Consider the following 11,881-nt stretch of genomic DNA (forward strand, 5'->3'; position numbering starts at 1 on the left):
GTGGTTCAACGGGGGGAAGGCGGTGCGGGTTCCCCGTACCGCGGGACTGCCGGCGGGGCCGTCAGCCGCCGTAGACGTGCGGGGCGAGCGTGCCGACGAACGGAAGGTTCCGGTACTTCTCGGCGTAGTCGAGGCCGTAGCCGACGACGAACTCGTTGGGAATGTCGAAACCGATCCACTTGACGTCGATCGCGACCTTGGCGGCCTCGGGCTTGCGCAGCAGCGTGCACACCTCGAGGGAGGCGGGCTCGCGCGAGCCGAGGTTCGACAGCAGCCAGGACAGGGTCAGGCCGGAGTCGATGATGTCCTCGACGATCAGGACGTGCTTGCCCTTGATGTCGGTGTCGAGGTCCTTGAGGATGCGGACGACGCCCGAGGACTGGGTGCCGGCGCCGTAGGAGGAGACGGCCATCCAGTCCATGGTGACGGGGGTGGAAAGGGCGCGAGCCAGATCCGCCATCACCATCACGGCGCCCTTGAGGACACCGACGATGAGCAGGTCCTTGCCCGCGTATTCCGCGTCGATCTTCGCGGCCAGCTCTGCCAGCTTGGCGTCGATCTCTTCCTTGGTGATGAGCACCGACTGGAGGTCGGTGCCCATGTCCTTCTCGTTCACCCGGGTCACTTTCGTTGCAGCGTTCGTCAGCCTTGCCGGATGACCAGTCTGCCACCCTGGCGGCGGGCTTCGACGCGACCGGGCAGGTTGATGGCCCCCTGGCCGCGCCAGCCGGTGATGAGCCGGTCGACTTCCTCGATGTGGCGGGCGAAGAGGGAGCCGGCCGGGGCGCCCTCGGCGATGACGGCGCGGCGCAGGACGCGGCGGCGTACGGCGGGGGGCAGCCCGAAGAGCTTGGCGCATTCCAGGGCGCCCGCCTCGTCGCGTACGGCGGTCTCGGCGTCGGCGGCCCAGGTGTCGAGGGCGTCGGCGTCGTCGCGGGAGAGCTGGGCCGTTCGGGCGAGGGCTTCGACGACGCCCTTGCCGAGCGCCTTTTCGAGGGCGGGGAGGCCCTCGTGGCGGAGCCGCGAGCGGGTGTACGCCGGGTCGCTGTTGTGGGGGTCGTCCCACACGGCGAGCTCCTGGGCGATGCAGGCCTTGCGGACGGTCTGGCGGTCGAGCTGGAGGAAGGGGCGCCGGTAGCGGCGGGAGCTGCCGGAGACCGCGGCCATGCCGGAGAGGGAGCGGATGCCGGAGCCGCGGGCGAGGCCGAGCAGGACGGTCTCCGCCTGGTCGTCCCGGGTGTGGCCGAGGAGGATCGCGGCGGCTCCGTGGCGCGCGGCGGCGGCGTCGAGCGCGGCGTAGCGCGCGTCGCGGGCGGCGGCCTCGGGGCCTCCCTCGCGGCCGACGGTGACGGCGACGGCCTCGACGGGGGTGAGGCCGAGGGCGGTCATGCGGTCGGCGACCTCGGCGGCGCGGCTGTCGGAGCCGTCCTGGAGGCCGTGGTCGACGGTGATGCCGCCGGCCCGTACGGGAAGCTTGCGGGCCTCGAAGGCGAGGGCGGAGGCGAGCGCCATGGAGTCGGCGCCTCCGGAGCACGCGACGAGCACCAGGGGGCGCGGCGCGTCGGGTGCGGTGGTGGGGTCGGTCTGGTGCTCGGTGAGAACGTCGTGGAGTACGCGGCGGACCGCCAGGCGTATCGCCGCGACCGCAGGATGGGGACCCATGTCCGGTGCCCTTCGTGATGGGGTGGGGTGCCTCGGTCGGAGTCTTAACGGTCGGAAAGGGGGTTTCGGTCACTCAGAGTGCGTCGATGGTGACAGAAACCCGGCCGTTACCCGAGCATTGCACGCCTCACCCCATGCCCAGGGTCCCTCGGATGGGTGATTGGTGGGGTGTTCTCACGTGTTCCTATGCCGTCTGCCGCACCTGTCTCACGAGTCTGCCTTACGGTGCACCCTCGCGATCCAGTCGGCGGGGGCGGCGATCTCGGTCTTGGTCGGGAGCGTGTTGGGGGAGGTCCAGACCCGGTTGAAGCCGTCCATGCCGACCTGGTCGACGACGGCGCGGACGAAGCGCTCGCCGTCGCGGTACTGGCGGAGCTTGGCGTCGAGGCCGAGCAGCTTGCGCAGGGCGAGGTCGAGCCGGGAGGCGCCGCGGGCGCGCCGCTCCTTGAACTTCTCGCGGATCTCGGCGACGGAGGGCACGACCTGCGGTCCCACCCCGTCCATGACGTAGTCGGCGTGGCCTTCGAGCAGCGACATGACGGCGGTGAGGCGGCCGAGGATCTCGCGCTGCTCGGGGGTCTGGACGAGCTCCACGAGGGAGGGGGAGGGCTCGCCCTCCTCGCCTTCGGGGCGGCCGCCGGCGAGGGTCTGGGCGGCTTCGCGGAGTCGTTCGACGACGGTTCCGGGGTCGACGTCGGTGGCGGTGAGGAACGACTGGATTTCGCCCTGGAGGTGGTCGCGGAGCCAGGGGACGGCGGTGAACTGGGTGCGGTGGGTCTCCTCGTGGAGGCAGACCCAGAGCCGGAAGTCGTGCGGGGAGACCTCGAGTTCGCGTTCGACGTGGACGATGTTGGGGGCGACGAGGAGGAGGCGTCCGCCGCCCTGGGAGCCGGCCGGGAGGTCGCGGGTGGCGGGGGCGAAGGTCTCGTACTGGCCGAGGATGCGGGAGGCGAGGAACGACAGCAGCATCCCGAGCTCGACGCCGGTGACCTTGCCGCCGACGGCGCCGAGGACGGCGCTGCCCGGGTTGCCGGCGCGGCGGTCCTGCATCTTGTCGAGGAGCGGGGTGAGGAGTTCGCGGAAGCCCGCGACGTTGGCCTTGATCCAGCCGGCGCGGTCGACGACGAGGACGGGCGTGTCGTGGGGCTCGGCGCCCTCGGGGATCATCCGGGTGTAGGCGCGGACGTGTTCTTCGGACGCCTTGGCGTGCCTGCGGAGTTCGGCGACGACCTCGCGGGCCTCGTCGCGACTGACTTCGGGTCCGGGCCGCACGAGGCGGGTCGCGGTCGCGACCGCGAGGTTCCAGTCGACCATCCCGGATGTGCCTGCGCCACCGATGCTCGTCATGCGTCAACCGTACGGTCTCGGCGCCCGATCGGGGTGGGTTCGGTACGGGTCCGTCGCGGTCAGGCCGGGTCGCGGGTGTTTCCCGCGAGGGCCGCGGCGAGCCGGTCGAGGGCGGTCTTGGCCTCGTACGGGGAGGTGGTGCGGCCGGCGAGGAACGCGAAGGCGAGGAGGCGGCCGTCGGGGGTGACGACGGTGCCGGCGAGCGTGTTGACGCCGGTGAGCGTGCCGGTCTTGGCGCGGACGAGTCCGGCCGCGGCGGAGGCGTCGTAGCGGTCGGCGAGGGTGCCGGTGAAGCCGCCGACGGGGAGGCCGGTGAGGAGCGGGCGCAGGGCGGGGCGGGCGGGGTCGGCCGCGCGGGTGAGCAGGCCGGTGAGGAGGGCGGCGGAGACGCGGTCGGCGCGGTCGAGTCCGCTGCCGTCGGCGAAGCGGGCGCCGGTGACGGGGAGGCCGAGCTCGGCGAGCTCGTCGCGGACGGCCCGCTCGGCGCCCTGGAAGCTCGCGGGGCGCTTGTGGGCGAGCGCGGTCTGCCGGGCGAGGGCCTCGGCGAGGTCGTTGTCGCTGTGGGTGAGGGTCCGCTCGGCGAGGTCGGCGAGCGGGGCGGAGTACGTACGGGCGAGGGGGGCGGCCTTCGGTGCGCGGCCGGGTGCGGGGTCGCCGGTGACCTCGACGCCCGCCTGGCCGAGGAGCCCGGCGAAGGTCCTCGCGGTGGCGCCCGCGGGGTCGCCGGTGCGGGGTGCGGGGCCGCTGTGGCTGTCGTCGAGGCGGCCTTCGTCGGTCATGAGGGCGACGACGGGGGCGATGTTCTCGTTGGGGCCGATGGGGTGGAGTTCGGGGCCCTGGTAGAGGTGCGTGTCGTAGGCGAGCCGTACGGAGGTGTGGCCCCGCTTCCTCAGGGCGGCGGCCGTGTCGGCGGCCAGGGCCTTGAGGCGGGCCGGGGTGAGGGTGGGGTCGCCGCCGCCGGTGAGGGTGACGGTGCGGCCGTCGGGGGCGGCGGTGACGGTGGTCGCGATGCGGTGCTCGGGGCCGAGGGCGGAGAGCGCGGCGGCGACCGTGGCGATCTTGACCGTGGAGGCGGGGGTCATCGGGGTGCCGGCACCCGCTCCGTACAGCCGCGCGCCGGTGGTGGCGTCGACGACGGAGGCGGTGCGGAGCGGGCCGAGGCCGGGGTCGGCGAGGAGCGGGCCGAGGATGGCGGCGAGGTCGGCGGGGCGGCCGGCGGGTGCGGGGGCGTGCAGCGCGGCGAGGACGCCGGGGGCGCTGGGGGCGGGGGCGGGGCGGCGGGGTGCGGCGGGGGCCGGGGCGGGGGCGTGACGTGTGACACCCGCCGTGGGGGCGGCGGCGCGGGCCCGCTCGGCCGTACGCTGACCCCCGTCCCATGGTCCGGCCGCGGTCACCGCCACGGCCGCCAGGGCGAGTCCGAGGGCGGCGGAGCCCGCCGTGAGCTGCCACGTTCTCGGCTCCGGCATCTGCTGACCAGCCCCTTTCGCGATCACACACGTGCGTGAGGGACACTTAATCACCGCGCGTCGTCGCGAGCATTCACTTGTGTTGATTCAGGAGGAGCCACCCGTGGAGTTCGACGTTCTCATCGAGATCCCCAAGGGATCGCGGAACAAGTACGAGGTCGACCACGAGACCGGTCGCATCCGTCTTGACCGTCGTCTCTTCACGTCGACGGCCTACCCGACCGACTACGGCTACGTCGAGAACACCCTGGGTGAGGACGGCGACCCGCTGGACGCGCTCGTGATCCTCGACGAGCCGACCTTCCCGGGCTGCCTGATCAAGTGCCGCGCCATCGGCATGTTCCGCATGACGGACGAGGCCGGCGGCGACGACAAGCTGCTGTGCGTCCCGGCGACGGACCCGCGCATGGAGCACCTGCGCGACATCCACCACGTGGCCGAGTTCGACCGCCTGGAGATCCAGCACTTCTTCGAGGTCTACAAGGACCTGGAGCCCGGCAAGTCCGTCGAGGGCGCCGACTGGGTCGGCCGCGCCGAGGCCGAGGCCGAGATCGAGCGTTCCTTCGCTCGGCTGAAGGAGCAGGGCGGCCACTGAGCCCCCGCTCGCGTGATCGTGTGAAGGCGGTGCACCTCTCTGGGGTGTACCGCCTTTCGCACGTCCGTCGCACCTTCATACTGGAATCCACGATTCCCTGGGGATGAGGCGGAGAGAGTGGTGGCGGAGGCGGAGGGCGCCGGGGAGGCTCCGGAGGACCGGAAGCCCCAGTCGGACGAGGCGCGGAGCGCGTTCGTGCCGCCCGCGGGGGTGGAGCCGCCCGCGCCGCCCGAGGAGGAGCATCCGACCTCCGAGTTCGCGCTGCCGCCCGGTCTGACGGCGGAGCCGCCGGCCGAGCAGGAGGGGTCGGCGTTCGCGACCCCGGCCACGTACTCGGCGAAGAACTCCCCGCCGGTGTTCACCCCGGCGTACGGGGTCCCCCTGGTGCGGCTCTCGCGGGACGCGCCGTGGCAGGACCGGATGCGGACGATGCTGCGGCTTCCGGTGCACGAGCGGCCGGTGCCGGAGTCCTCGCGCAAGGAGGACGAGTCGGGGCCCTCGGTGCCCCGTGTGCTCGACCTGGCCCTGCGTATCGGCGAGCTGCTGCTGGCGGGTGGGGAGGGCGCGGAGGACGTCGAGGCGGCGATGTTCGCGATCTGCCGTTCGTACGGTCTCGACCGGGTGGAGCCGACCGTCACGTTCACCCTGCTGTCCGTCACGTACCAGCCGTCCCTCGTGGACGACCCGATCACGGCGAACCGGACGGTACGGCGCCGGGGCACGGACTACACGCGGCTGGTCGCGGTGTACCAGCTGATCGCGGACATCAGCGAGCAGACGCACGAGGTGTCGCCCGAGGAGGCGTACCGGAGGCTCGCCGAGATACGGCGGAACCGGCATCCGTACCCCGGGTGGGTGCTGACGGCGGCGGCGGGCGTCCTCGCCGGCGCGGCCTCGGTGCTGCTCGGCGGTGGCCCGACGGTGTTCCTGGTGGCGGCGCTCGGCGCGGTGCTCGGCGACCGGCTGGCGTGGCTGTGCGCGGGGCGCGGGCTGCCGGAGTTCTACCAGTTCCTGGTGGCGGCGATGCCGCCGGCGGCGATGGGTGTGCTCCTGACGCTGTTCCACTCGGACCTGCGGCCCTCGGCGGTGATCACCGGTGGCCTGTTCGCGCTGATCCCGGGGCGGGCGCTCGTCGCGGCCGTGCAGGACGGTCTGACCGGTTTCTACATCACGGCCTCGGCCCGGCTCCTGGAGGTCGCGTACTTCTTCGTCGCGATCGTGGTGGGCGTGCTCTCGGTGCTGTACATCGCGGTGCAGTTCGACGCGCAGCTGAACCCCGAGGGGGCGCTGAAACCGGTGGAACGGCCGGTGACGCAGATCCTGGCGTCGATGGTGCTGTGCGCGACCTTCGCGATCCTGCTCCAGCAGTCGCGGGCGACGGTGCTGTTCGCGACCCTGAACGGCGGGGTGGCGTGGGTGATCTACGCGTCGATCGCGGTCACCGCGCAGGGCTCGACGGTGATGGCGACGGCGGTGGCGGCGGGCCTGGTGGGGCTCTTCGGGCAGCTGTTCGCCCGCTACCGGCACACCTCGTCACTGCCGTACGTGACGGCGGCGATCGGCCCGCTGCTGCCGGGTTCGGCGACGTACTTCGGGGTGCTCGCCATCGCCCAGAACAACCTGGACCAGGGCTTCGCCTCGCTGGCGAAGGCGGCGGCCCTGGCCCTCGCCATCGCGATCGGGGTGAACCTGGGAAGCGAGCTCGCCCGGCTCTTCATGCAGGCGCCCGGCGCGGCATCGGCGCGCCGGGCGGCGAAGCGGACCCGGGGGTTCTAGGTCGCGGTCAGCGCTTGGCGTGGCGGCCGCGGGGGGACTGCGGGTTCGGGGTGCCGGGGGCGTCGTGGTCGCCGTGCTCCTGGGCCTTCTTGGACTGGGAGCGGGCGCGGAGGAGCTCGATCACGACCGGGATCACGGAGATCAGGACGATCCCGACGAGGATCATCTCGATGTGCTGGTGGACGAACTCGACCTTGCCGAGCGAGGCGCCGAGCAGGGTCACGCCCGCGCCCCACAGCACGCCGCCGATGACGTTGAAGATGATGAACGAGCGGTAGTTCATCTTGCTGACGCCGGCGATGATCGGCGTGAACGTCCGGACGATCGGGACGAAGCGGGCCAGGATCAGCGACTTCGGGCCGTGCTTCTCGAAGAACTCGTGCGCCTTCTCGACGTTCTCCTGCTTGAAGAGCTTGGAGTCGGGGCGCTTGAAGAGCGCCGGGCCGACCTTGCGGCCGAAGAGGTAACCGACCTGGTCACCGATGATCGCGGCGGCCACCACGAGGGTGCACACCATCCACAGCGGGGTGTCCAGCTTCCCGGTGGTCACGAGGAGGCCGGTGGTGAAGAGCAGCGAGTCGCCGGGCAGGAAGAACCCGATGAGGAGTCCGGACTCGGCGAAGACGATCACCAGGACACCGATCAGACCAAAGGTCTGGATCAGATAGTCCGGGTCCAGCCAGCTCGGTCCGAGGGCAAGCGTGTTCACGGGTTCCGGGCTCCTGCGGTCGGTGGGGGCGTGGGGGACGGCTGGTCCCAAGCTATCAACGCGGACCGGACGCCCCCGGTTCCACCCGGCTCCCACGGGATGCGGACCGGGCCCCCGGCCCTGAGGGTGGGGGGTCAGGAGGTGTATGCCGATGGGCATCGAGGAGTACGGAGGCGGCCAGGGGCCGCACCCCGACGTGCTGGTCGTGACCACGAACGACGTGCCGGGCTACGAGGTCCGGCAGGTGATCGGTGAGGTCTTCGGGCTCACCGTGCGCTCCCGCCATCTGGGCAGCCAGATCGGCGCGGGCCTGAAGTCGATGATCGGCGGCGAGCTCAAGGGCCTCACCAAGACCCTCGTGCAGACCCGCAACCAGGCCATGGAACGCCTGGTGGAGCAGGCCAGGGCACGCGGCGCCAACGCCGTGCTGATGTTCCGCTTCGACGTCACCGAGGCGGCCGATGTCGGTACCGAGGTCTGTGCGTACGGCACCGCGGTGGTGATCGTGGAGCGCGCCTGAGCCGGCCGGGCGCGCGGCCCGGCACGGCACGCGGTCAGGGCGTGTGGCGGGCCGCGTTGGCCCGGACGGCGGCGAGGAGGTGCTCGGGGAGGCCCGGGTGGAGGGACTCGTAGAAGGCGTGGAAGTTCTCGTCGGTGACGTACATCTCGGCGAGACCCTCGTGGGTCTTCGGGTGGCAGTCGAAGAACCAGGTGGTGATGTGGCGGCGGTGGGCCTCGGCGAGGTCCATGGCCTCCTCGGACGCGGGGTCCCGGCCCTCGTCCATGAGGGCCGCGTAGGCCGCGCCCCAGGCGTCGACCTCGTCCTTCATCCGCTGCCGCTCCTCCTTGCCGTAGCCTGCGGCGCGGGCCTGGGCCAGGTCGTGGGTGGGGGTCCCCCCACGCCCCGGGGCGTAGGGGGAGGGTGCCGCCGTAGCGGCGGGCGGTCTCGTCGGCGTAGCGCTCGGGGTTCTTGTCCCCGAACACCTCGAACTTCTCCTCGGGGGTGAGGTTGATGCCCATCTTCTTCGCCTCCATGGCGTGCTCGACGGCCGCCGCCATCCTCTGGAGCTCGCCGATCCGCTCGGTCAGCAGGGTGTGCTGGCGCCGCAGGTGCTCCCGCGGGTCGGCGTGCGGGTCGTCGAGGAGGACGGCGACCTCTTCGAGGGGGAAGCCGAGCTCCCGGTAGAACAGGATCCGCTGGAGCCGGTCGAGATCGTCGTCGTCGTAGCGGCGGTGGCCCGCCGCGCTGCGGGCGCTCGGCGAGAGCAGCCCGATCGCGTCGTAGTGGTGCAGGGTGCGCACCGTGATCCCGGCGAGTCCGGCGACCCGTCCCACGGAGTGGTCCATCGGCGTTCCGCCCCCTTCTCTGTCGGTACGCGTTCAGCCTCGGGCCTGACGTGACGTGAGGTGCAAGCCCGCTCATGACCCGTCAGCATCGAATCTCGGGATGTTATGCGGCTTTTGCTCACTTATGGTGGGGCGGTGGCCACCGATCATGCTCCGCCCGCGCCGTCGCCCTCCGCACCCGAGGCCCCACTGCGGGTCCTGCTGCCGCAGATCCTGCCCGCCCTCGTGGTCGGCGTGGGGGCGAGCCTGCTGTTCCTGGGGATCAGCGCCCTCTCCGAGGAGTTCCAGCACGTCCTGTGGGACGACCTGCCGGACGCCCTCGGCATCGGCGGCTACTCCTCCCTCTGGATGATCACGATCCTCACGGCGACCGGCATCGCCGTGGGGCTCGTCGTCTGGAAGTTCCCCGGGCACGCCGGACCCGACCCGGCGTCCGAGGGGCTCGGCGGGGCGCCGCTCGCCCCCGGAGTGGTGCCGGGGCTGCTGGTCGCGAGCGCGCTCGGACTGGCCGGCGGCGTCAGCCTGGGCCCCGAGAACCCGATCATCGCGGCGAACATCGCCCTCGCCTACTGGCTCGGCAGCAAGGCCAAGTCCTCGCTGCCCGGCGCGGCCTGGGTCGCACTGGCCTCCGCCGGCACCATCGGAGCCCTCTTCGGTACGCCGGTGGCCGCCGCTCTCGTCCTCTCCGAGGCCCTGTCGGCGCAGCCGGGCCGCGGCTCGCTGTGGGACCGGCTGTTCGCCCCGCTCCTCGCCGCCGGCGCCGGCTCGATGACCACCCAGCTCCTCGCCGAGCCCAGCTTCGACATGGGCCTCCCGCCGCTGACCGACCCCGGCTTCGGCGACCTCCTCGCCGCCCTGATCATCGCCTCCGCCGCCGCCGTCTTCGGCCTCGCCTCCTGCTACCTCTTCCCCCACGTCCACGCCGCCTTCCGGCGCCTGCGCCACCCGATGCTGATGCTTCCGCTCGGCGGCCTCGTCCTCGGCCTGCTCGGCGCGCTCGGCGGGCACCTGACCCTCTTCAAGGGCCTCGAAGAGGTCAAGGAGCTCACCTCCTCGATCGGCGGCTGGTCCTCCGCCGAACTCGCCAAGTTCGCCGTCGTCAAACTCCTCGCCCTCCTCGTCGCCGCCTCCTGCGGCTTCCGGGGCGGCCGGATCTTCCCCGCCGTCTTCGTCGGAGCCGCCTTCGGGCTGCTCGCCCAGGCCCTCGTCCCCGAGGTCCACCCGGCGGTCGCCGTCTCCTCCGCCGTCCTCGGCGTCCTCCTCGCCACCACCCGGCAGGGCTGGATCAGCCTCTTCACCGGCGCCGTCCTCGCCGCCTCCCCCGCGATGCTCGCCCTGCTCTGCCTCGCCTCCCTCCCGGCCTGGCTCATCGTCACCGGCCGCCCCCAGCTCGAACTCGACCACCAAGGCAACGCCCTGCGCTGACCCCGCCCCACCGACGGCCCGCCCCGGCGGCCCCGCCCCTGCGGACCCCCCGGCGGACGCCCCGGCGGACGCCCCCGGCCACCCGGCCACCCCGGCCACCCCGGCCGTCCCGGACAGAAGGAGTCCCCCATGCCGCTGCACCAGGGCCCCCAGGCCTCCCCGCCCGAGCACGAACGCCGGCTCGCGCTCAACCCCTTCTTCGGGGAGGCCAACCCGGTCGGCGGCATGACCGAGGCACCACCCCGCCACCGGCTCCCCGACGGCCCCCTGCCGCCGATGAGCGCCTACCAGCTCGTCCACGACGAGCTGATGCTCGACGGCAACTCCCGGCTCAACCTCGCCACCTTCGTCACCACCTGGATGGAACCCCAGGCCGGCGTCCTCATGTCCGAGTGCCGCGACAAGAACATGATCGACAAGGACGAGTACCCGCGCACCGCCGAACTGGAGCGCCGCTGCGTCGCCATGCTCGCCCACCTGTGGAACGCCCCGGAGCCGGACACGGCCGTCGGCTGCTCCACCACCGGCTCCAGCGAGGCCTGCATGCTCGCCGGCCTCGCCCTCAAGCGCCGCTGGGCCAAACGCAACGCCGACCGCTACCCGGCCCACGCCCGCCCCAACCTGGTCATGGGCGTCAACGTCCAGGTCTGCTGGGAGAAGTTCTGCGAGTTCTGGGAGGTCGAGCCCCGGCTCGTCCCGATGGAAGGCGACCGCTTCCACCTCGACGCCGAGTCCGCCGCCGCGCTCTGCGACGAGAACACCATCGGCGTCGTCGCCGTCCTCGGCTCCACCTTCGACGGTTCCTACGAGCCGGTCGCCGACATCTGCGCCGCCCTCGACGCCCTCCAGGAACGCACCGGCCTCGACATCCCCGTCCACGTCGACGGCGCGTCCGGCGCGATGATCGCCCCCTTCCTCGACGAGGACCTGGTGTGGGACTTCCGGCTCCCCCGCGTCTCCTCGATCAACACCTCCGGTCACAAGTACGGCCTGGTCTATCCGGGCGTCGGCTGGGCCCTGTGGCGCACACCCGCCGAACTCCCCGAGGAACTCGTCTTCCGCGTCAACTACCTGGGCGGCGACATGCCCACCTTCGCCCTCAACTTCTCCCGCCCCGGCGCCCAGGTCGTCGCGCAGTACTACACCTTCCTGAGGCTGGGCCGGGAGGGCTACCGGGCGGTGCAGCAGACCGCCCGCGACGTCGCCCGCGGCCTCGCCGAACGCATCGAGGCCATGGGCGACTTCCGCCTCCTCACCCGCGGCGGCCAGCTGCCCGTCTTCGCCTTCACCACCGCCTCCGACGTCACCTCCTTCGACGTCTTCGACGTCTCACGGCGGCTGCGCGAACGAGGCTGGCTCGTCCCCGCCTACACCTTCCCGGCCAACCGCGAGGACCTCTCCGTCCTGCGCGTGGTCTGCCGCAACGGCTTCTCCGCCGACCTGGCCGGGCTGCTCATCGAGGACCTGCATCGACTCCTGCCCGAACTCCGGCGTCAGCCCCACCCGTTCACCCACGACAAGGCCGCGGCCACCTCCTTCCACCACTGAACCGCG

Annotated in this window: 10 protein-coding genes and 1 pseudogene; 5 read left to right on the forward strand and 6 right to left on the reverse strand. The window is 72.3% G+C overall.

The features are described from left to right. Window positions 1-61 precede the first annotated feature (61 nt). The 4 genes from hpt to dacB form a co-directional block, all read right to left on the reverse strand. Window positions 62-601 carry a hypoxanthine phosphoribosyltransferase gene (gene hpt, locus ACZ7G1_RS25130; RefSeq protein WP_030219931.1) on the reverse strand — a complete coding sequence of 180 codons (540 nt, stop codon included), beginning with the start codon at window positions 599-601 and terminating at the stop codon, window positions 62-64. A 41-nt stretch (window positions 602-642) separates the two neighbouring features. Then, window positions 643-1,662: a tRNA lysidine(34) synthetase TilS gene (gene tilS, locus ACZ7G1_RS25135; RefSeq protein WP_470875963.1), complete on the reverse strand. Its 1,020-nt coding sequence runs from the start codon at window positions 1,660-1,662 to the stop codon at window positions 643-645. 207 nt (window positions 1,663-1,869) lie between these two features. Further along, entirely contained in the window at window positions 1,870-3,009 is a 1,140-nt protein-coding gene (locus ACZ7G1_RS25140; protein WP_470875965.1) for a zinc-dependent metalloprotease, read from the reverse strand. A 59-nt stretch (window positions 3,010-3,068) separates the two neighbouring features. Continuing rightward, complete coding sequence (gene dacB, locus ACZ7G1_RS25145) at window positions 3,069-4,475, reverse strand: D-alanyl-D-alanine carboxypeptidase/D-alanyl-D-alanine endopeptidase (protein WP_470875967.1); 1,407 nt, start codon at window positions 4,473-4,475, stop codon at window positions 3,069-3,071. Between the two features lie 103 nt (window positions 4,476-4,578). Here dacB and ACZ7G1_RS25150 point away from each other — a divergent pair, with 103 nt between their 5' ends. Together ACZ7G1_RS25150 and ACZ7G1_RS25155 are read left to right on the forward strand one after the other, a co-directional pair. Beyond that, on the forward strand, window positions 4,579-5,070 hold the full coding sequence (locus tag ACZ7G1_RS25150) for an inorganic diphosphatase (RefSeq protein ID WP_470875969.1): 492 nt from the start codon (window positions 4,579-4,581) through the stop codon (window positions 5,068-5,070). 117 nt (window positions 5,071-5,187) lie between these two features. Next, window positions 5,188-6,846 (forward strand): threonine/serine exporter family protein, encoded by a 1,659-nt coding sequence (locus tag ACZ7G1_RS25155; protein WP_470875971.1) that lies wholly within the window; start codon window positions 5,188-5,190, stop codon window positions 6,844-6,846. Between the two features lie 7 nt (window positions 6,847-6,853). Here the strand turns inward: ACZ7G1_RS25155 and ACZ7G1_RS25160 are convergent, their stop codons facing one another. Further along, a complete protein-coding gene (locus ACZ7G1_RS25160; RefSeq protein ID WP_470875973.1) occupies window positions 6,854-7,555 on the reverse strand; it encodes a DedA family protein in 702 nt (233 codons plus the stop codon). A gap of 151 nt (window positions 7,556-7,706) precedes the next feature. Here ACZ7G1_RS25160 and ACZ7G1_RS25165 point away from each other — a divergent pair, with 151 nt between their 5' ends. Further along, window positions 7,707-8,075 carry a YbjQ family protein gene (locus ACZ7G1_RS25165; RefSeq protein ID WP_470876311.1) on the forward strand — a complete coding sequence of 123 codons (369 nt, stop codon included), beginning with the start codon at window positions 7,707-7,709 and terminating at the stop codon, window positions 8,073-8,075. Window positions 8,076-8,109: 34 nt separating this feature from the next. On the opposite strand, the pseudogene ACZ7G1_RS25170 reads toward ACZ7G1_RS25165, so the two are convergent. Further along, a pseudogene (locus ACZ7G1_RS25170) lies at window positions 8,110-8,902 on the reverse strand (MerR family transcriptional regulator). Window positions 8,903-9,037: 135 nt separating this feature from the next. Here ACZ7G1_RS25170 and ACZ7G1_RS25175 point away from each other — a divergent pair. After that, on the forward strand, window positions 9,038-10,327 hold the full coding sequence (locus tag ACZ7G1_RS25175) for an ion channel protein (protein ID WP_470875975.1): 1,290 nt from the start codon (window positions 9,038-9,040) through the stop codon (window positions 10,325-10,327). A 129-nt stretch (window positions 10,328-10,456) separates the two neighbouring features. After that, entirely contained in the window at window positions 10,457-11,875 is a 1,419-nt protein-coding gene (locus ACZ7G1_RS25180; RefSeq protein ID WP_470875977.1) for a glutamate decarboxylase, read from the forward strand. The last annotated feature ends 6 nt before the right edge of the window (window positions 11,876-11,881 follow it).

The organism is Streptomyces sp. NPDC037273 (assembly GCF_055603625.1).